Below are 19,476 nucleotides of genomic sequence, written 5' to 3' on the forward strand. Positions count from 1 at the left end.
GACGACTCGGTAGGTCGGCCTGGCGCGCTCGTCACGAGGCGTCGGCCGACAATGCGCGTGGGGCGCAATGCTTGAAATCTTCTAGGGCTTCCAGGGGAGCGAACGCGACCGGCGGCCAACTCACGGCGGTCGCGTCGCGGCACTCAGGGACAGCTACACGATCGCGCGTGGCGGACATGCCGTTCCCCCGCGGGGCAGGATTCGCGCGGAACGGGCATCAAATGGGCGATCCGAGGCTGCCAGTGCATCTTCCGATCCTTATTCCAAAATGGAATTCTACCGCATCATCCCGCCACGCGTTGACGGCAGGAAGCTGGGCGGTGACGGCGCTTCGGGGGATTTGGCGGCGAATCCCGCGGCGTTTCACATGCGACTCCATTGACCGGCCGGACGGTTTGGCAAACTTCGCTCCACGGTGCCGAAGCAGCCCGGCCAGCGGCGTGCCACCCTTCCCGCCGCGCGCGGAACGGCCAGAGCAGGCACCGTTGGCGCTATCATTGACGTTTTCCCGTCTCACATAGCGCACCGCGCGACCCGCATGGCTTCCCACGACTACCTGAAAAAGACCCTGACCGCGCGCGTCTACGACGTGGCGCGCGAGACCGAACTCGAACGCGCGCCGAACCTGTCGGCGCGGCTGCGCAATCCGGTCTATCTGAAGCGCGAGGACAACCAGCCGGTGTTCTCGTTCAAGCTGCGCGGCGCGTACAACAAGATGGCGCATATTCCGGCCGAGGCGCTCGGGCGCGGCGTGATCACCGCGTCGGCGGGCAATCATGCGCAGGGCGTGGCGTTGTCGGCGGCGCGCATGGGCGTGAAGGCGATCATCGTCGTGCCGGTGACGACACCGCAGGTGAAGGTCGACGCGATCCGCACGCACGGCGGGCCGACCGTCGAGGTCGTGCAGTTCGGTGAGTCCTATAGCGACGCCTATGGTCACGCGGTCAAGCTGCAGGAAGAACGCGGCCTGACCTTCGTGCATCCGTTCGATGATCCGTATGTGATTGCCGGCCAGGGCACCGTCGCGATGGAAATCCTGAGCCAGCACCAGGGCCCGATTCACGCGATCTTCGTACCGATCGGCGGCGGTGGTCTCGCGGCCGGTGTCGCCGCGTACGTGAAATCGGTGCGCCCGGAGATCAAGGTGATCGGCGTGCAGACCGATGACTCGTGTGCGATGGCCGCATCGTTGAAGGCCGGCGAGCTCGTGACGCTGAACGAAGTGGGCCTGTTCTCCGACGGCACCGCGGTGAAGCTCGTGGGCGAAGAAACCTTCCGCCTGTGCAGCGAATATCTCGACGAAGTGCTGCTCGTGAACACGGACGCCCTGTGCGCCGCGATCAAGGACGTGTTCCAGGACACGCGCAGCGTGCTCGAACCGGCGGGCTCGCTCGCGGTGGCCGGCGCGAAGCAGTACGCCGAACGGGAAGGCATCGAGAACCAGACGCTGATCGCGATCACATCGGGCGCGAACATGAACTTCGACCGCATGCGCTTCGTCGCCGAACGCGCCGAAGTGGGCGAAGCCCGCGAGGCGGTTTTCGCGGTGACGATCCCCGAAGAGCGCGGCAGCTTCAGGCGTTTCTGCGAACTGGTCGGCACGCGCAGCGTCACCGAATTCAACTACCGGATCGCCGACGCGAACTCGGCGCATATCTTCGTGGGCGTGCAGATCCGCAACCGCAGCGAACCGGCGCAGATCGCCGGCGCCTTCGAAGCGCACGGCTTCGCCACCGTCGATCTGACCTTCGACGAACTGTCGAAGCAGCACATCCGCTACATGGTCGGCGGCCGCTCGCCGCTCGCGCGCGATGAACGTCTGTTCCGCTTCGAGTTTCCCGAGCGTCCGGGCGCGCTGATGAAATTCCTGTCGTCGATGGCGCCGAACTGGAACATCAGCCTGTTCCACTATCGCAACCAGGGTGCGGACTACAGCTCGATTCTGGTCGGCATTCAGGTGCCCGAAAGCGACCACGCGGCGTTCGAGCGCTTCATCGAAACGCTCGGCTATCCGTGCTGGGAAGAAACGAAAAACCCAGTCTACCGCCTCTTCCTCGCTTGATCTCTTCGGACGCGAACTCACCGATGGCGCTTTCGCTTGTCGACAAACTGGTGGTCGCAATCTCGTCGCGCGCGCTGTTCGACTTCGAGGAAGAGAACCGCGTCTACGAGGCCGGCGACCTGAAGGCTTACGAAGCGTTGCAGCGCGAGCGCCTGAACGTGCCCGCGAAACCGGGCGTCGCGTTTCCGCTGATCCGCAAATTGCTTGCGCTGAACGCCGTCGGTCATCGCGTCGAAGTGGTGATCCTGTCGCGCAGCGATCCGATCAGCGGCCTGCGCGCGTTTCATTCGTGCCGCGAACACGGACTCGCGATCGAGCGCGGGGTGTTTACGCGCGGCCGCGCGCCGTTCGGTTATCTGAAGCCGCTGAGCGCGTCGCTGTTTCTGTCGGCGAATCAGCAGGACGTGCGCGATGCGCTCGCCGCTGGCTTCCCTGCCGCACGCGTGTTGCCGGAATCGGCGAAAATGGCGAGCAAGTATCCGGACGAAATCCGCATTGCGTTCGACGGCGACGCGGTCTTGTTTTCCGACGAAGCGGAACGCATCTTCCAGAACGACGGCCTGCGCGCGTTCGTCGGTCACGAGATCGACAACAAGCATCTGCCGCTCGCGGACGGTCCGCTCAAGCCGCTGCTCGAAGCGCTGCACCGGCTGCAAAAACTGGCGGACGCGGCCGCGCCGATGCGCATTCGCACGGCACTGGTAACCGCACGCTCGGCCCCCGCGCATGAGCGTGCGATCCGCACTCTGATGGCGTGGAACATCGAAATCGACGAAGCGATGTTCCTCGGCGGCCTCGACAAGGGCGCATTTTTGCGCGAGTTCGAGCCCGACTTTTTCTTCGACGACCAGATCGGCCACTGCGAATCGGCCCGCGTCGTAACGGCGACCGGGCACGTGCTGAGTGGCATCGTGAACGCATCATGACACCCGAACAATCCCCGCTCGGCAAGTCCTCGACTTACACCGAACAATACGATCCGACGCTGCTATTTCCGATTGCGCGCAGCAATGCGCGCGAGGCGATCGGCATTACCGCGCGACTGCCGTTTTTCGGCACCGATATCTGGAACGCCTACGAGCTGTCGTGGCTGAATACACGCGGCAAACCGCAGATCGCGGTCGCGACGTTCTTCGTGCCGGCCGATTCGCCGAACATCGTCGAATCTAAGTCGTTCAAGCTGTATCTCGGCTCGTTCGCGCAGACCGCCTTCGAATCGGCCGAGAGCGTGCGCGACACGATCAAGCGCGACGTGTCCGCGTCGTGCGGCGCGACGGTGTCGGTGCATCTGCACACGCCGCACGAATTCGGCAAGCTGAAAATGGATGAATTCGACGGCTTGTCGCTCGACCGGCTCGAACTGGAGGCGAGCGTGTATCAGCCGGACGCATCGCTCCTCAGCGCGGCGCACGACGAGGCACCGGTCGAGGAAACGCTGTTCTCGAACCTGCTGAAGTCGAACTGCCCGGTGACCGGTCAGCCGGACTGGGGCAGCGTGCAGATCCACTATGCCGGGCCACAAATCGATCACGCGGGCCTGTTGCGCTACATCATCTCCTACCGCAATCACACCGGCTTTCACGAGCAATGCGTCGAGCGAATCTTCGTCGACATCATGAAGATGTGCAAACCGCTGAAGCTCGCGGTGTATGCGCGCTACACGCGCCGCGGCGGGCTCGACATCAACCCGTTCCGCACCAGTTACAATCTGCCGATGCCGGACAACATGCGGCTCGCGCGGCAGTAACGGTAAAGCACCGCGACAAACGCAACGAGGGCGCCGCAGGCCATCACAGCCTGCGGCGCCCTCGTCACTTCAGAGCCCTCAAAGCGCTCAGGCCGCCGGCTTCTTGTAAGCGACGCAATCCACCTCGACCTTGCAGTCGATCACCATCGACGACACCACGCACGCGCGCGCCGGCGGATTCTCGCCAAAATACTCGCGAAACACTTTATTGAACGATGCGAAGTCGCGCGGATCGTCGAGCCACACACCGCAACGCACGACGTGCTCGGCGCCGTAGCCCGCTTCCTTCAGGATCGCGAACACGTTCTGGATCGCCTTGTGCGATTGCTCGACGATGCCGCCGTTGATCACTTCGCCGTTTTCCATCGGCGTCTGGCCCGACACGAACAGCCAGCCGTCCGCTTCGACCGCACGCGCGAACGGCATCACCTGACCGCCCGTTCCCTTTCCGCCTTCCACGCCATATCGCTTCATCGTCACACTCCTTAAAAAGTCGGGCACGTGCGCGGCGCCCTCGCCGCGCGTGCCGCCATCAATCGATAAAAATCAGAACGCGCCCTGCGCATCGCCCTTCGACGGTGCGCCGCGCGTGACGAACCGGCCAGCCCTCTCGCCCGTCACCGCGCCGTCGCGATACGACAGCACGCCGTTGACCCACACCGCGTCGATGCCGGCAGCGGGCTGCTGCGGCTTGTCGAAAGTCGCCAGGTCGAGCACTTTCGACGGATCGAACAGCACGAGGTCGGCGTGATAGCCGATGTGCACTTCGCCTCGCTGCGCGAGACCGAAACGGCGCGCGGACAGGCTCGTCATCTTGCGCACCGCCTCTTCGAGCGGCAGCAGCGCGGCATCACGCGCATAGTGGCCGAGCACGCGCGGAAACGCGCCCCACAGCCGCGGATGCGGCAGCGGATCGTTCGGCAGGCCGTCCGAGCCGACCATCGTCGCCGGATGCGACAGGATGCGCCGCACGTCGTCTTCGGACATGTTGTGATAGACCGCGCCCGCCGGCTGCAGGCGCTTGCCCGCTTCCTGCTGCGAGACGCCCCAATCCGCCGCGACTTCGCTGATCAGCTTGCCGGCCATCTCCGGATGCGGCTCGGACCACGTGATCGTGATGTCGATGTCGCCCGTCACCTGCTTCAGATCGAGCGTCGACGAGCTGCGGTTGTACGGATAGCAGTCGCAACCGACCGGCTGAGCGCTGCGCGCGCCTTCGAGCGACTTCAGCACTTCGACGCTGCGTCCCCAGTTCGACGGCCCCGCGCACTTCAGATGCGAGATCACGACCGGCACGCGCGCATGCCGGCCGACGCGGTAAGCCTCGTCCATCGCGTCGAGAATCGCGTCGAACTCGGTGCGCATGTGGGTCGTATAGAGCGCGCCCGCGGCGGCGAGCGGCTCGGCGAGCGCCATCACTTCCTCGGTCGGCGCGGCGAACGCCGAGCCGTATGCGAGCCCCGTGCTCAAGCCCAGTGCGCCGTGCGCGAGCGCTTCCTCGAGCTGCGCGCACATGCGCTCGATTTCCTCGGCAGTCGCCGCGCGATCGAGCCGGTCCATCTGGTTATTGCGCAACGCCGTGTGGCCGATCAGCGCGCCGACGTTCACCGCCGGCCGCGCGGCGTTCACCGCGCTCACGTAGTCGGCGAAGCTCGGGTACTGGAACGCATCGCGCTCGCCGAGCAGGTTCATCGGATCGGGCGGATCGCCCTTCAGCGACACCGGCGACGCGCTGATGCCGCAATTGCCGACGATCACCGTCGTCACGCCCTGGGTGATCTTCGGCAGCATCTGCGGCGAGCGGATCACGTGCGTGTCGTCGTGGGTGTGCACATCGATGAAACCCGGCGCGAGCGCGCGCCCCTCGGCCTCGATCACCTCTTCAGCAAGCCAGTTCGACAGATTGCCGATCGCGGCGATGCGCCCGTCGCGGATCGCCACATCGCGCTCGACGGGCGGGGCGCCGGTGCCGTCGTACAGTTGCGCGCCGACGATCAGCGTGTCGGCGGCTTCAGGATGCGAATGCATGGATCAATCTCCTAACGGTTGTCGATCGCCGCCGCCGCGGTGCGCGTCGAGCGCGTGCTTCATGCGGCGCAGCAATTCGCGGCTCTCGTCGCCCTGGCTGACGGCAAGTTCGGTGACGAGCACATCGAGCGCCATCATCATCGCGTAACGGGAAGACGACGGCTTGTAAATGAAATCGGTTTCGAACGCGACGATCGGGATCAGCCAGTCGGCGAGCTTCGCCAGTGGCGACGTGGGCGCGGTCACCGCGACCACGGTCGCGCCGTAGCTGCGCGCGATCTTGCAGTTCTCGAGCATCTCGGGCACGCGTCCCGTGGTGGACAGCGCGATCACCACGCAGTCGCGCGACACCGTGCTCGCCACCATGCGCTGCAACAGCCCGTCCTGATAGGTCGCGACCGGGCGGCCGAGGCGCACGAGCCTGAAACGCATTTCGTCGGCGAGCGCGGTCGAGCCGCCGCCCATGCCGAACACGTAGATCATGCGCGCATTGCGCAGCGCGGCCGCCGCTTCGGCGAGCGGCGCCTGACGCAGCAGTTGATGATTGTGCGCGAGCGCGGTTTGCAGTTCGTCGAAGACGCGCGTGGCGATCGGCTCGGGTGCGTCACTTGTTGCGTCGCGCTCGAGAAAACGCTGACCGACCGCAGCCGCCTGCGCGAGCCGCAGCTTCAGCTCGCGCACGTCGCGGCAGCCAACCGCCTTCGCGAAGCGCGTGACGGTCGCGATGCTGACCTCGGCCTGCTGCGCGAGCGCGCCGATGCTCGCGCGCGACGCGCCGGTCAGATCGTCGAGGATCAGCGCGGCGACCTTGCGTTCGGCCGAGCGCAATTCCGGCGCGCATTCGGCGATGCGCGCGACGATGTCGAAAGCGAGCGGTTCGGCGCTACTGTTCATGGCGGGCGGCGGGGTTCGCGGCACGGCTTTCGCGACCCTTTCCGGCGGCCTTCGAAACCCGTGGTACTAAATAACATTTTTCCGGACATCGTACTTTCGGTAACATGGTAGAGTCAAATCTGATCCAATTTAACCGGACGATGGAGCACGGAGACATGAAAGTTACAAACTATCAGGGCGCGACGATTGATCCTTATAGCAAGGGCTTGGGCATGGTTCCGGGCACGAGCGTCCAGCTGAAGGACGCCGCGCGCCTCGAGTGGAACCTGCTTGCCGAGGACGTGAGCCTGCCGGCCGCCGTGCTGTACGAGGACCGCCTCGAGCACAACCTGAAGTGGATGCAGGCGTTCGTCGCCGAATACGGCGTCAAGCTCGCGCCGCACGGTAAGACCACGATGGCGCCGCAACTGTTTCGCCGTCAGCTCGAAACCGGCGCGTGGGGCATCACGCTAGCCACCGCCCATCAGGTGCGCGCGGCGTATCACGGCGGCGTGTCGCGCGTCCTGATGGCGAATCAGCTGGTCGGCCGCCACAACATGATGATGATCGCCGAGTTGCTCACCGATCCAGATTTCGAATTTTTCTGCCTCGTCGATTCGGCCGAAGGGGTCGAGCAACTCGGCGAATTCTTCACCTCGGTGAAGAAGCCGCTGCAGGTACTGCTCGAACTCGGCGTGCCGGGGGGGCGCACCGGCGTGCGCGATGAAGCGCAGCGCAACGCGGTGCTCGACGCGATCGCGCGCTATCCGGACGTGCTGAAGCTCGCGGGCGTCGAACTGTACGAAGGCGTGCTGAAGGAAGAAGCCGAAGTGCGCGCGTTCCTGCAAGGTGCGGTTGCAGTTACGCGCGAACTCGTCGAGCAAGGAAGTTTCGCGCGTTCGCCGGCGGTGTTATCCGGCGCAGGATCGGCGTGGTACGACGTGGTCGCCGAAGAATTCGCGCAGGCGACACAAACCGGCAAGGTCGAGGTCGTGCTGCGGCCCGGCTGCTACCTGACGCATGACGTCGGCATCTATCGCAAGGCGCAGACCGACATCTTCAAGCGCAATCCGGTCGCGAAGAAAATGGGCGAAGGCTTGCTGCCGGCGCTGCAATTGTGGGCGTACGTGCAGTCGATTCCCGAGCCGGATCGCGCGATCATCGGCCTCGGCAAACGCGACTCCGCGTTCGACGCGGGCATGCCGGAGCCGGCGCGCCACTATCGTCCGGGCAACGAGGCGCCGCGAGACATCGCCGCGAGCGAAGGCTGGGAAATCTTCGGTCTGATGGATCAGCACGCGTATCTGCGCATTCCCGCCGGCGCCGATCTGAAAGTGGGTGACATGATCGCGTTCGACATCTCGCATCCGTGCCTGACGTTCGACAAGTGGAAGCAGGTGCTGGTCCTCGATCCGCAGTATCGCGTGAAGGAAGTGATCGAGACGTTTTTCTGATTGGATTGGAGTGGATTGCGCCGCGCTGAAGCGCGGGCTTTCCGACGATAGAAAAAAGGCTGTGAGCCCAAGGGCGCACAGCCTTTTTGTCGTCGCTCGCGGAGAAAGAATCACACGCGTTGAGCAGCCTCGTCGCCGGCGGTATCCTGGGCTGCTCCAGCGGCGCCGGCCGCTGCGCTCGCATTGGCCGCCACTTCGCCGATGCGCGTCTCCAGCATTTTCAGCGCGCTCGACAACGCCGCAAGCGCCTCATCCGGCAACCCTGCCATCGTGTCGTGCAAGAACGCCTGGCGACGCGGCAGGCTCGCTTCGGTCGCGTCGCGACCTGCTTCAGTCAGGCGCACGTTGGTCACGCGGTTATCGCGCGCATCCATGCTGCGGGCGATCCAACCCAGGCCTTCCAGCGCCTTCAACTGCCGCGTCAGCGCGCCCGGATCGACGCGTAGCCGCTCGACGAGCCGCTTCTGCGACGACTCGCCGGCCTGCTCGTGCAGCGCGAGCAGAATGCGCCAGCGTGGCAGCGGATGACCCACCTGGGTCTCGAATGCCGACATGAATGCCCGATACGTGCGACCAAATTGCTGCATGACGGCGACGCGGTCCTGTTCTTCCATAATCTGCCTGTCCAACACCAAGTCCAAAAATCAGTCTGCGTGAATCACCGGCTCGAGCTTGCGCTGCAGCTTGACCGGCGGCACGCGGCGGCTTTGCCATACCGACGCGACGGCGATCAGCGCGGCCATCGCGAGACCCAGATGAATCGCGCCGACCAGCGACTCGCGCGCGCTTTCGAGCAGCATCGCGCCGTTGTGGCCCGCGTGCGTCAGCTGGTAGACGAGCGTAGTCTGCGCATCGCGGTTGATCAGGATCTGGGGATCGCCCAAATCGCCGAACCAGTGCGACGCGCCCGCGCCTTCGAGCGCACTGCGCACGCCGCTCTTGTACATATGGGTCACGAGCGTGCCGGTCAGCGCGGTGCCGATCATGCCGCCGATCATCCGCAGCGACTGCAGCAGCGCGGTCGCGATGCCGAGGTGTTCGCGGCCCGCGGTCTGCTGCGCGAAGATCGTCAGGTTCGGCATCACGAAACCGAGCCCGAGGCCGCCGACGACCATGAACGACATCAGCACCCATTGCTGCATCGAACGGGTCGCGACGACGATGCCAAGGCATGACAGCGCGACCATCGCAAAGCCGATGTACAGCATCACGTTCGGATTCTTGATCCGCGACACGACGCGCCCGTTCGTGATGCTGCCGATCGTGATGAACACGACGAGCGGCGTGATCACGAGGCCCGCCTCTTTCGGCGACATGCCGAAGCCGCCCTGGAACAGCAGCGGTGCGTAGAACAGCAGCGAGAACATCGTGAAGCCGCCGAGCACCGCCAGCGTGAACAGCGCGGCAAGACTACGGTTGCGGAACATGTCGACGGGCAGAATCGCGGTGGGGCAACGCTTTTCCCATTTCCACAGCGCGATGGCCGACACGACGCTCAGCCCGAGCAGTGCGAACGCGCTCAGCGTGATGCCGTGCTTCGGCAGCAATTCGACGAACAGTTGCAGCGAGCCGAGCGCAATCGCGATCAACAGCGCGCCGGGCCAGTCGAGCCGCATTTTGCCTTCATGCTCGACGTGCCGCAGATGCGGCAGGAAACGCCAGACGAAAAACAGCGACAGGAGGCCTACCGGCAGATTCACGTAGAACACCGAACGCCAGCCGTAGTACTGCGTCAGAAAACCGCCGAGCGACGGCCCGACTGCATTGGCAATGCCGAACGCCGAGCTCATCAGCACCTGCCAGCGCAACCGCACGACGGAATCGGGGAACAGATCGGGGATGCACGCGAACGCGGTGCCGACCAGCATGCCGCCGCCAATGCCCTGCAAGCCGCGCGCGAGCACGAGAAACAGCATGTCGTTGGCCGCGCCGCACAGCACCGAGGCGCCGGTAAACACGAGGATCGATGCGATCACGAACGGCTTGCGCCCGTAGTAATCGCCGAGCCGGCCGAAGATCGGCACGGTGATCACCGAGCTCAGCAGATACGAGGTGGCGACCCACGCGTACAGCTCGAAGCCCCGGAGCTCGGACACGATGGTGGGCAGCGCGGTGCCGACCACGGTCTGGTCGAGCGCGACCAGCATCGTGACGAAGGAGATGCCGAGCATGGCGAGCAGGGATTCGCGGAATGGTAAAACTTGCCCACTCGAATGGTGGGCGGCGGTGTGGACAGCCATTTTTGATGCAGCAAAAGTTGACGTGTCAAAAGATTGGAAATCATACCATGCTGCAACGCTCCACGCGGGACGGAATACGTCTTGCAACGCGGTAGACTCACTTGCAGTACCCACGCCATGACATGCCAGGGAGGCTCATGCAGCCGAGTTCGCTCGCAGCACCATCCTTATCAGAGCAGGACCTCGCCGCGCTGCGGCGCGCCAAACATCAGCTCGAAAGCCCCGCGCTCGCAATGAAACTCGCAAGCGTCGTCGGCGCGCCGATCGAAAAGCTGCTGTCGCGCATTCCGGCGTTCGCCAACGAAAAAGTGTCCGATGCAACGCAAGCCGCGTTGCGCAAATGTCTGTCGATCGCGCTGCGCACGCTCGGCCGGCGCGACGACGCCAGGCTGCTCGCACCCGACAAGCCGAACAACCTGCTGCACAAGTTCGCGGTCGCGACGACCGGTGCGGCCGGCGGCGCGTTCGGATTGCTCGCGCTGCCGGTCGAGCTGCCCGTCACGACCACGCTGATGTTTCGCTCCATCTGCGACATCGCGCGCAGCGAGGGCGAGGACCTGACCTCGGTCGACACGCAGCTGCAATGCCTGACCGTGCTCGGCATGGGCGGCACCTCGAGCGAGGACGACGACGCCGACCTCGGCTACTTCTTCATGCGCGGCGCGCTCGCGCAGGCGGTGTCGAAGGCGTCGTCCGAGGTGGCCAGCAAGGGCTTCACAGCCCACGGCTCGGCGGCTCTGTTGCGGCTCATCAACGCGATCGCCGCGCGCTTTTCGGTGCAGGTCGGCGAGCAGATCGCGGCCAAATCGATTCCGGCGATCGGCGCGGTGCTCGGCGCGATGGTCAATACCGTGTTTATCGATCATTTCCAGCAGGTCGCGCACGGACACTTCACCGTGCGGCGGCTCGAGCGGCAATACGGCCAGCAAACGATCGAAGCCGTCTATCGGACGCTCGACGTCACGCTCGAAGCCTGAGCCCTGTTCGCGGCGCGGCTCGTCGCGCGTCGCACGAAGGCGGCCGCGCGATCGAGCGCGCGGTTCGCCTCCGGCATGAACGGCGCGAACATCGGCCACACGTGCGGCAGGTTTTTCCACACCTCGCATTCGCAATCGACTCCTGCCGCGTGCGCGTTGTCGGCGACGCGGCGCGTGTCGTCGAGCAGCACTTCGGTGCTGCCCGCCTGCAGGAACAGCGGCGGCAGACCGTGCAGGTCCGCATAGACCGGCGACGCGTACGGATGGGTGGGCGACGCGTCGCCCAGATAGACCTTGGCCGCGCGCTCGACCGAGGCGCCGCAGAACATCGGATCGACGCTGTCGTTGGTGCGCAGGCTAGCGCCGGTCGTCGCCAGATCGGTCCACGGCGAGAACAGCAGACCGCCCGCGGGCATCGGCGCGCCCCCGTCGCGCAGCGCGACCAGCGTGGCGAGCGCGAGACCGCCGCCGGCCGAGTCGCCGGCGATCACGATCGAGCTCGGTGCGATGCCCATCGCGAGCAACTGGCGATAGGCGGCGGTGGCGTCGTCGAGCGCGGCCGGAAAGCGATGCTCAGGCGCGAGACGGTAGTCGAGGGAGAAGAGCCGCGCATCCGCGCGGGTCGCGAGAGCGAACGTTAGCGAGCGGTGCGTGCGCGGCGAGCAGAAGTAGTAGCCGCCGCCGTGGCAATACAGCACCGTAGGCTCCGCGCCGCCGGCCGTGCCGCCGTCCACGCGCTCCAGCCACTCTCCGACGAGCGGCGCGTCGCCTGCGCGATACGTTTCGCGCAGATGCCAGCCGCGCGGCACGCGCGGCGACCATACGCGCTTCGAGGTCAGCGCGCGCGCCCGTTCGACGTTGATAAACGGTTTGAGAGTTTCGGGCCGGAACTGCCTGCGCAAATACCAGCACGCGAGCGCGCTTTGCCAGCTCATCGGGACATGCTCCTTCGTTGAAGTCCCGTCAGGGTACGTGGGTTGGCAGGGGACCGTGGTTTGGCGGGTTCCAGGCGCGTGACGGTCATCGCGGCCGCGGCACGCGCGCGGCCAACCCCGAGGTCCATGCCTAGTTCGCCGGCAACACCTGCCCGCGAATTTCGCCCGTCGGATTCTGCGCGGTATACACATTGAAGTACCACTGCCCCGCCATCAGATCCGTGACCTGCTGCTCGGTCAGCTTCGCCGTGCCTTTGATCGGACTCGCGAGCCCATTCTTCTCGATCGGCACCTGGACCTTCGCATTCTGGCCGACCGGCGCGGGACCGTGGAAATGCGCGGCGGTGACCGGACCGCTCAAGCCCTCGTAAGTCACAGTCCACTGCAGCGATTGGGTGGACGTGTCGAAGGTCGCATTCAGCATGCCATGCCCGTGACTCACACGCGGCGGCACTTCGCTCGACGGCTGGAGATTCGCCTTCAGCGCAACCGTATCCGCAAATGCAGCGCTCGATGCAAGCGCCCACAACACTACGGCCAGATTAAATTTTCGCTGCGAAATCATGGTCTTCTCCGGACATTGACGCGCCGCCGCGGCGCCGTGTCGGCCGTGCGGAGTTTCCACATACTAGTGCAAATCATATGGAGTCGACTGGAATGATGGCCGGCAAAGACGTAGTGCGAAATGGCTTTAGTCGATTTAATCGAAAATATAATTGCGCGTTTTGTAATAAATAAACGATGTCAATCCTGGTATGCTTCGACTCGCGAGAAGTGACTCCTTCATCGAAGGACGTCTCCAAACCTTTAACGCGGCTTCGGCCGCGTTTTTTTTCGTCCTGATTTGGGTTGCCGCCGTTTGAATCGCTTGGGTATTTGCGCGAGGTTACGGCGCGCCGCTCGCTACGCGAGCAATCCGGCCTGCTGTTCGATCCCATCGAGCATCGCCTCGCATTGTCGAATTAGCGCGTACCCCTCGTCACGCACCTGCCGCGGCGACTTCGCGGCAATGACGCGGCGATAGGCTTCGAGCGCCTGTACGAGCGGCGGATACTGCAGCACGCTCGCCGCCCCCATCACCCGGTGCAGCCACTCGTGCACCCGCTCCATGTCCGCGCGTTCGAGTAACGTCGCGAGCGCGTTGATGTCGTCGCGCATCGACGAGACGAATGAATCTAGCAACGCCTTGACCGTCGACTCGCTTCCCCATAACTGCGTCATCCGTGCGAGGTCGATGGGCACGAACGGTTCAGCACCGACAGGTTGTGTGGCCTGCCGCTCGCCGGCCGACGCAGTCGAGACGCGATCGGAAGTTTCCGCCAGCGCGGGGGGCCACTCGGCGTCAGTGCCAAACCAGCGGCTCAGGTGGTCGCGCAGCGTGGCGAGCCGGGTCGGCTTGATCAGACTCTCGTCCATGCCGGCTTCGCGGCACAGACTCAGGTCGTCGGGCGCGGTATTGGCCGTGATGCCGAGTATCGGCAGACGCTGCGCGCCGCCGTGCAGTGCCTCCGCTTCGCGGATGCGACGGGTCAGTTCATAGCCGGACACGTTTGGCATGTGGCAGTCCGTGATCAGGCATCCATAGCTCGTGCATTCCAGCGCGGCGAGCGCTTCGGCGCCGTCGTTGGTGACGTCGCACGCGAACCCCAACAGGGTGAGCTGATGACGGATCAACTCCTGATTGACTGGATGATCTTCCGCGACAAGAATCAGCCGCCCGTTCGCGAGCGCGCGTTCGCGATCAGGCGGCGGCGCGATGCCATCGGTCGTGAACGGCGCACCCACCACGCGCGACGGCATCGGGGCCATCGACGGCAGCCCCGCCGTCGCGGCCACACACGCGGCGCCGAGGCCGCGCCACGAAATCGGATTGATGCTGACGCGCACCTTGTCGTCGAGGATGCGGTAACCGCTCGGCTTCGGTTTTTCGGTCAGCGTGACGATGCGCGCATTCGTGCCGATATGTGCCGGCAACGTGACGTCCTCGGCGACGAACAGCAGATCCGCGCGGCTCAGCACGTCGCTTTTGCCCAGCGTCGCCGCATCGGCCGAGAGGCTGCGCAGTTCGAGCCCGAGCGCCTTGCCGAAGTGTGCGAGGGCCCGGCCGATGCGTCGATCTCGCGTGACCACTACGCCGAGTTTGCCGCGCAGACCGTTGATCGGATAGCACTGTTCGACGATCGGCATCGTCAGCCGCACGATCATGCTCGTGCCGTGGCCGGGTTCGCTGTGCAGCGTGAGCGTGCCGTTCATCAGGTCGATCAGCTTGCGGCAGATCGTCAGCCCCAAGCCCGTGCCGCCGAAGCGCCGCGTGGTGGACGACTCAGCCTGCACGAACGGCTCGAATAGCCCCGCCTGCACATCGGGTGCGATGCCGATGCCGGTGTCCCGAACGGTCAGCTCCAACGTCTGCGAATCCGCGCAATCTTCGACGACCGCTACGCTGACACCCACCTCGCCCTTCGGCGTGAACTTGATCGCATTGCCGAGCAGGTTGAACAGAATCTGGCGCAGACGCACGCTGTCGCCACGGAGCGTCGCAGCGGCGTCGCTCGCGATGTCGACGCGCACTTTCAGCCCTTTTTCGTGAGCGCGCCCGGCGAGCAGGCCCACGGCGTTGTCGACGAGCTCGCGGAGATCGATCGGCTCGGCTTCGAGCGTGAGCCGACCCGCCTCGATCTTCGAATAGTCGAGCAAATCATCGAGAATCTGCAGCAGCGCGCCCGCCGACTCGTGGATCATGCCGAGCATTTCGCTCTGGTCGGGACTGAGCGGCGTGCGTTCGAGCACTTCGACGAGACCGAGCACGCCGTTCATCGGGGTGCGGATTTCGTGGCTCATCATCGCGAAGAAGTTGTCCTTCGCGCGCGAGGCCGCCTCGGCCAGATCGCGAGCTCGCGCGAGTTCCTCCGAACGCGCTCGCTCGACGCTCGCGTCGACCCAATAGCCGCTCCACAGGACACCGCCATCGGCATCGCGCCGCGGCACCAGCTCGGCCCGCACCCACTTGAGTTGACCGGCGCTTTCGACGCGGAACTCCATATGCACCGGAGAGGTACAGATCGCAGAACGCTCGAGCTCGGCGAGAACGAGCGGCCGATCCAGCTCCGATATGCGCTGGAAGTCGACTCGCGCCCCGCCCTGCGAATCGCTGTCACAGAGCAGATGTCGCGCGTCGCCGCCGATGTATGGGAAGGAATAGGCACCGGCCGGCGAGCGCCGCATCTGGAACACGACGGCCGGCAACGAACGCGTGACGTCGAACAGGCGCCGTTCGGTTTCGCGCGCGCGCATTTCGGCGCGCCGGATGTCCGTGATATCGACCATCGTGCCGAGCACGTACGCCGCCGGCTGCCCATCGTCGCCTTCACAGACGCTCGTCCAGAAAATCCCATGCCGCGCCTCGCCAGCACCGTCCTCGAACTCCAGTTCGACTTTAGCGATGCCGCCGCCGCGCAGGAGCTCGCGCGTCATGTCGTCGAGCACGCGGCTGTTTGCGTCGCCCCATGTGCCGACCTCGGCCGTCGTACGCCCGAGCACGTCCTTCCGCTCCAGCCCACACGCTTTCTCATAAGCCTCGTTGATCGCGATGTACCGTCCGTCCAGGCCTTTCGCGATGAGCGGATACGGCACCGTCTTCATCATCGTTTCCTGGAAGTTCAATTGCAGTGCGAGTTCGCGTTCGGTCTGCTTGCGCAGCCGGACTTCGCGTTGCAGCAGCACATACGCGCGCAACGTGACCAGCAGCACGACGCCGATGCCGATCAGCACCGGCAGCAACCGCACCGCAGTCACACTCCACATCGCGTTGTCCGGCGCGGCGGGGCTCACCCACTTGCGCCGGATGCGTTGCTTTTCGGCTGCCGGCATGGCCTGCAACGCGCGATCGATCAGCTTGACGAGCGGGCTCAGATCCTCGCGTATAGCAAAATATAACGAGTCGGATTCACCGAGCGAGTCGAGCACCCTGAGTGCGCCTGTGTAATGCTGCCGGATTTGCACGTTGATCGCGGCAGCGTTGCCGACCAGTACGTCGGCCTCGCCGCTCGCGACCATGCGCATCCCCTCGCCGAGGCTCGCCGCGACGACGATGTGATCGACCGGCACCGCCCCCAACGCGAGCGGCACCGAACCGGCTACGTGCGGCGACATTACGACGCGGCACGACGTGATGTCGTCGAACCAGCATGGAGTGGGCACGCCGCTGCGTCCGACGATCACCAGCGGATCGCTCTCGTATACGCGGCTATGGTCGGCGCCCGCGAGAAGCGCCCCGCGACTCGATGTGGAGGACAGCATCGCGAGCTCGCCGCGCTGGAACGCGTCGACGGTGGCGGCCCAGTCGGCCGTGCGCGCGCGGTTGAACACGACACCGAGCGTGCCGCTCAGGTACGCGAGGTAATCGGCGGTCAGACCGACGGGGCGACCGGCGGCGTCGACATAGCTGAACGGGGCCCAGTCGTCGTCGAAGCCGATCTGCAACGGCGGCAGCGAACGCAGCCAGTTCTTTTCTTCCGGCGTCAGCGCGAAGCGTGGGGCACCCGCCGCGGGCGTCGCGTTGAAGTTGCCGGACAGCCAGAGCGCGCGTATCGCGGCGGCTTCGGCGGGATTCATCGACACGAGCGCGCGGTTCAGTTGATCGCGCAAGGCAAGCTGGCGGGGCGATACCGCAAAACGCAGGTCGAGCGCCTTGCCGCCTTGCTCGAACGCTACGCGCAGATTGCGATATGCGTCGGTCGCCAGTTCGTATTGCACGACCGGCGTGAAGCCGAAATAGGCGTCGGCATCGCCATGCAGTACCGCGTTCAGTGCTTCGTGCGTGCTCGAGAACGAGACGATCTTCGCGCGAGGAAAACCGGCGCGCAACAACCGCTCACGCGCAAAACCGCGCTCGATCGCAATACGCGCGCCGGCGAGATCGGTGGGTTTCATATGCCGGGCATCGTCGCGACGCACGACGGCCGACGCGAACGAGTGGAAGTAGGGAGCCGTAAAGCCGAGGCAGCGCTCGCGCTGCGGCGTGCGCGCTATGCTCGTCAGCAGGTCGACCTCGCCGGCGCAAGCCGCGGCGACCAGTTTGGCCATGTCGGGAAAGCTCTTCGTCTCGATGACGACGTTCGGCCCCACGAGCGCGCGCAACAGGTCGCCGCTGACGCCGGCGAGCTGGCCGTTCCTCAGGATGTCGAACGGCGGCCAGCCACCTTCGAGTATGCCCACGGTCAGTCTGGAAGGAAATGCAATGGGTGACGAAGCGGAAGCATCGGCTCGTACTGTGGAGATGACGGGTGACTCTGACGCAGCGCCGGCAGGCGCGGCCATGCAGACCGCATGCGAAGCCGCCAGCAGACATAACGCCAGCCAACGCATCATTGAGTGGGGCGGCGAGCGCTGCCACAGACACCGCAACAAACGCCGCAGCCCCAACGTCAGCGTCACCTCGCCTTGAGAACTCGCATCGATCGGAAGTGGCGAGTAGCGTCCCCCGCTCACGAAACGTCACCCTGTCCGTCCAATGACACCGCGGACGAATCAACTCGACCGTCCAGAAACGAAAACAGCACGCCAGCCGCGATTGCGCCGGCCAACGGCGCGGCCCAGAACAGCCACAACTGGTCCAGCGCCCAGTTGCCGACGAACACTGCCTGCGCTGTCGAACGGGCGGGATTGACCGCTCCATTGGTAACCGGAATGGACACCAGGTAGACGAGCATCAGACATGCGCCGGTGATGAACGGCGCAACCGTTGCCAACTCTTTTCGAACGACGACCAGCAGGCAGGCCCCGACAAACACGAACGACAGCACGACTTCCACGACGAGCGCCGAATGCAATGGATAGTCAGCGGGCGAATGAGCGCCGAAGCCGTTCGCCGCGAATTCACTCGCGGCGAGTTCGAAACCTGGCCGGCCACTAGCGATGTAGGCGAGAAGCGCCGCGGCGACTATCGCGCCGCCGATTTGCGCGGCGATATAGGGCAACAGATCACGCACCGGAAAGCGCTGCGCGACGGTCAGACCGATGGTGACGGCAGGATTGAAATGCGCGCCGGAGATCTTCCCGAAAGCATAGCTGCCAGTAGCGAGTGCAAGCCCGAACGCCAACGACATCTGCAGCGCGCCACCAGCCTGCGATATGCCCGTGGTGTCCAACACCGTACTACCGCAGCCGACGAACACGAGCCATGCCGTACCCACTCCCTCGCTCCACAATCGCTTGCCTAGCGCAACCATCTCTACCCCATCCGTCAAGTACGAGGCACAGACTCCGAACGATCGCGCGAAGATGTCTGCACCGGATTTCCTTTCCATCGCCAATCGGATCACGAACTAGCCATAGCGGCAGTTGCGGCGCAAGGCGCGCAATGACCGGCGGCGGCCAGGATTATTAGGGGCTCCCGCAAGCCATGCCAATCAGATAAGTCTGATAAGGACTACATCAAAGCCGTCGCAAGCAAGAAAATGTGACCATCGCGCCGCCTCATATCAGCCCAATCTGAGTGGCGTAGTTGATCAGGTCAGCTTCTGTTTCCAGTCCAAGCTTGCGCATCGCGCTGCGTTTTTGCGTGCTGATGGTTTTGTCGCTGCGTCGCAGACGTGTGGCGATCTCGTGCACCGCGAGGCCTCGCACATAAAGTTGAAACACCTCCCACTCGCGTGCGCTCATCGCACCGCCGCGCCGGGGCGAAGCAGGCTCCGCGGCCGCTAGTGCGGCACGAACCTGTTCCGATAGATGGGTGCCTCCGGCGGCAACGGCTTCGATCGCGTCGATCAATGCGTCCACAGCGTCGCGCTTGTCGACGATTCCAGTCACGCCGATATTGCGCAAGCCGGCCAATACATGCGCGCGCCCAATCATGGTCAGCACGACCACGTGGGGATGCGGCGTGCGCCGAAGCAGCCGACGCAATAGCGGCACCGCGCTGGTATCTCCGTCGAGTCCCGGCATGCCGATGTCCGACACGACGACGTCGCACGCGCAGGCTTCGAGCAGCTTCGCGAGACCACGGGTGTCGGCAGCTTCGCCGACAATCTCGATATTCGGCCTGTCGCGCAGCAGCGATCGGACGCCCGCGCGAATGGAGTCGTGATCGTCCGCCACGACGACGTGAATCTTGTTTGTCATTCTGTTCCGTGACTTTTTTATGGTGTCGATCGGCAAAC

At 64.8% G+C, this 19,476-nt stretch carries 16 protein-coding genes; 6 read left to right on the forward strand and 10 right to left on the reverse strand.

Features of this window, described 5'->3' with window-relative positions:
- The first annotated feature begins 517 nt into the window (after positions 1-517).
- The 3 genes from ilvA to queF are packed head-to-tail and all read left to right on the forward strand — an operon-like array spanning position 518 to position 3,809.
- A complete protein-coding gene (gene ilvA, locus AB3X86_RS02025) occupies positions 518-2,062 on the forward strand; it encodes a threonine ammonia-lyase, biosynthetic (RefSeq protein WP_368594994.1) in 1,545 nt (514 codons plus the stop codon).
- A gap of 23 nt (positions 2,063-2,085) precedes the next feature.
- Positions 2,086-2,988 (forward strand): 5'-nucleotidase, encoded by a 903-nt coding sequence (locus AB3X86_RS02030; RefSeq protein WP_368594738.1) that lies wholly within the window; start codon positions 2,086-2,088, stop codon positions 2,986-2,988.
- Complete coding sequence (gene queF / locus AB3X86_RS02035) at positions 2,985-3,809, forward strand: NADPH-dependent 7-cyano-7-deazaguanine reductase QueF (protein WP_368594739.1); 825 nt, start codon at positions 2,985-2,987, stop codon at positions 3,807-3,809. Before AB3X86_RS02030 ends, queF begins: the two co-directional genes overlap by 4 nt.
- Positions 3,810-3,896: 87 nt before the next feature.
- Here queF and AB3X86_RS02040 read toward each other — a convergent pair whose 3' ends face one another.
- From AB3X86_RS02040 to AB3X86_RS02050, 3 genes are all read right to left on the reverse strand, one after another.
- Positions 3,897-4,283: a RidA family protein gene (locus tag AB3X86_RS02040; RefSeq protein ID WP_008923846.1), complete on the reverse strand. Its 387-nt coding sequence runs from the start codon at positions 4,281-4,283 to the stop codon at positions 3,897-3,899.
- Positions 4,284-4,355: 72 nt separating this feature from the next.
- Positions 4,356-5,837: an amidohydrolase family protein gene (locus AB3X86_RS02045; protein ID WP_368594740.1), complete on the reverse strand. Its 1,482-nt coding sequence runs from the start codon at positions 5,835-5,837 to the stop codon at positions 4,356-4,358.
- Positions 5,838-5,840: 3 nt separating this feature from the next.
- Entirely contained in the window at positions 5,841-6,731 is an 891-nt protein-coding gene (locus tag AB3X86_RS02050; RefSeq protein WP_368594741.1) for a MurR/RpiR family transcriptional regulator, read from the reverse strand.
- A 155-nt stretch (positions 6,732-6,886) separates the two neighbouring features.
- On the opposite strand from AB3X86_RS02050, the gene AB3X86_RS02055 reads away from it, so the two are divergent.
- On the forward strand, positions 6,887-8,164 hold the full coding sequence (locus tag AB3X86_RS02055; protein ID WP_368594742.1) for an amino acid deaminase: 1,278 nt from the start codon (positions 6,887-6,889) through the stop codon (positions 8,162-8,164).
- Positions 8,165-8,274: 110 nt separating this feature from the next.
- On the opposite strand, the gene AB3X86_RS02060 is transcribed toward AB3X86_RS02055, so the two are convergent.
- Together AB3X86_RS02060 and AB3X86_RS02065 are read right to left on the reverse strand one after the other, a co-directional pair.
- Positions 8,275-8,778, reverse strand: a complete 504-nt coding sequence (locus tag AB3X86_RS02060; protein ID WP_368594995.1) for a MarR family winged helix-turn-helix transcriptional regulator — start codon at positions 8,776-8,778, stop codon at positions 8,275-8,277.
- 30 nt (positions 8,779-8,808) lie between these two features.
- The gene (locus tag AB3X86_RS02065; protein WP_368594743.1) at positions 8,809-10,404 is read right to left on the reverse strand and encodes an MFS transporter; all 1,596 of its coding nucleotides are present in this window, start codon (positions 10,402-10,404) and stop codon (positions 8,809-8,811) included.
- Positions 10,405-10,541: 137 nt separating this feature from the next.
- Between AB3X86_RS02065 and AB3X86_RS02070 the strand changes: the two genes are divergently transcribed.
- The gene (locus AB3X86_RS02070) at positions 10,542-11,381 is read left to right on the forward strand and encodes an EcsC family protein (RefSeq protein ID WP_368594744.1); all 840 of its coding nucleotides are present in this window, start codon (positions 10,542-10,544) and stop codon (positions 11,379-11,381) included.
- Here AB3X86_RS02070 and AB3X86_RS02075 read toward each other — a convergent pair.
- The 3 genes from AB3X86_RS02075 to AB3X86_RS02085 all read right to left on the reverse strand — a co-directional run bounded on the left by AB3X86_RS02075 (position 11,348) and on the right by AB3X86_RS02085 (position 17,635).
- On the reverse strand, positions 11,348-12,316 hold the full coding sequence (locus AB3X86_RS02075; RefSeq protein WP_368594745.1) for an alpha/beta hydrolase: 969 nt from the start codon (positions 12,314-12,316) through the stop codon (positions 11,348-11,350). The genes AB3X86_RS02070 and AB3X86_RS02075 overlap by 34 nt on opposite strands.
- Positions 12,317-12,446: 130 nt before the next feature.
- Positions 12,447-12,881, reverse strand: coding sequence for a CHRD domain-containing protein (locus AB3X86_RS02080; protein WP_368594746.1), 435 nt, complete (start codon positions 12,879-12,881; stop codon positions 12,447-12,449).
- A gap of 338 nt (positions 12,882-13,219) precedes the next feature.
- Positions 13,220-17,635: a transporter substrate-binding domain-containing protein gene (locus tag AB3X86_RS02085; RefSeq protein ID WP_368594747.1), complete on the reverse strand. Its 4,416-nt coding sequence runs from the start codon at positions 17,633-17,635 to the stop codon at positions 13,220-13,222.
- On the opposite strand from AB3X86_RS02085, the gene AB3X86_RS02090 reads away from it, so the two are divergent.
- Positions 17,556-17,762 (forward strand): hypothetical protein, encoded by a 207-nt coding sequence (locus tag AB3X86_RS02090; RefSeq protein ID WP_368594748.1) that lies wholly within the window; start codon positions 17,556-17,558, stop codon positions 17,760-17,762. The two genes, AB3X86_RS02085 and AB3X86_RS02090, sit on opposite strands and share 80 nt — an antisense overlap.
- Before the next feature lie 40 nt (positions 17,763-17,802).
- Here the strand turns inward: AB3X86_RS02090 and aqpZ are convergent, their stop codons facing one another.
- Both aqpZ and AB3X86_RS02100 read right to left on the reverse strand, forming a co-directional pair.
- Positions 17,803-18,546: an aquaporin Z gene (aqpZ, locus tag AB3X86_RS02095; RefSeq protein ID WP_368594749.1), complete on the reverse strand. Its 744-nt coding sequence runs from the start codon at positions 18,544-18,546 to the stop codon at positions 17,803-17,805.
- Between the two features lie 247 nt (positions 18,547-18,793).
- The gene (locus AB3X86_RS02100; protein ID WP_368594750.1) at positions 18,794-19,438 is read right to left on the reverse strand and encodes a response regulator; all 645 of its coding nucleotides are present in this window, start codon (positions 19,436-19,438) and stop codon (positions 18,794-18,796) included.
- Between the last annotated feature and the right edge of the window lie 38 nt (positions 19,439-19,476).

The organism is Paraburkholderia sp. BR14374 (genome assembly GCF_040948685.1).
GTDB lineage: Bacteria > Pseudomonadota > Gammaproteobacteria > Burkholderiales > Burkholderiaceae > Paraburkholderia > Paraburkholderia youngii.

Excerpts from the sequence above, each read along its gene's own strand:
- AB3X86_RS02050 (WP_368594741.1), bottom strand. The coding sequence starts at position 6,731 with ATGAACAGTAGCGCCGAACCGCTCGCTTTCGACATCGTCGCGCGCATC.
- AB3X86_RS02030 (WP_368594738.1), top strand. The coding sequence starts at position 2,086 with ATGGCGCTTTCGCTTGTCGACAAACTGGTGGTCGCAATCTCGTCGCGC.
- AB3X86_RS02065 (WP_368594743.1), bottom strand. The coding sequence starts at position 10,404 with ATGGCTGTCCACACCGCCGCCCACCATTCGAGTGGGCAAGTTTTACCA.
- AB3X86_RS02080 (WP_368594746.1), bottom strand. The coding sequence starts at position 12,881 with ATGATTTCGCAGCGAAAATTTAATCTGGCCGTAGTGTTGTGGGCGCTT.
- AB3X86_RS02090 (WP_368594748.1), top strand. The coding sequence starts at position 17,556 with ATGGGTGACGAAGCGGAAGCATCGGCTCGTACTGTGGAGATGACGGGT.
- AB3X86_RS02040 (WP_008923846.1), bottom strand. The coding sequence starts at position 4,283 with ATGAAGCGATATGGCGTGGAAGGCGGAAAGGGAACGGGCGGTCAGGTG.
- queF (WP_368594739.1), top strand. The coding sequence starts at position 2,985 with ATGACACCCGAACAATCCCCGCTCGGCAAGTCCTCGACTTACACCGAA.
- AB3X86_RS02045 (WP_368594740.1), bottom strand. The coding sequence starts at position 5,837 with ATGCATTCGCATCCTGAAGCCGCCGACACGCTGATCGTCGGCGCGCAA.
- AB3X86_RS02070 (WP_368594744.1), top strand. The coding sequence starts at position 10,542 with ATGCAGCCGAGTTCGCTCGCAGCACCATCCTTATCAGAGCAGGACCTC.
- aqpZ (WP_368594749.1), bottom strand. The coding sequence starts at position 18,546 with ATGGTTGCGCTAGGCAAGCGATTGTGGAGCGAGGGAGTGGGTACGGCA.
- AB3X86_RS02055 (WP_368594742.1), top strand. The coding sequence starts at position 6,887 with ATGAAAGTTACAAACTATCAGGGCGCGACGATTGATCCTTATAGCAAG.
- AB3X86_RS02100 (WP_368594750.1), bottom strand. The coding sequence starts at position 19,438 with ATGACAAACAAGATTCACGTCGTCGTGGCGGACGATCACGACTCCATT.
- AB3X86_RS02085 (WP_368594747.1), bottom strand. The coding sequence starts at position 17,635 with ATGGCCGCGCCTGCCGGCGCTGCGTCAGAGTCACCCGTCATCTCCACA.
- AB3X86_RS02060 (WP_368594995.1), bottom strand. The coding sequence starts at position 8,778 with ATGGAAGAACAGGACCGCGTCGCCGTCATGCAGCAATTTGGTCGCACG.
- AB3X86_RS02075 (WP_368594745.1), bottom strand. The coding sequence starts at position 12,316 with ATGAGCTGGCAAAGCGCGCTCGCGTGCTGGTATTTGCGCAGGCAGTTC.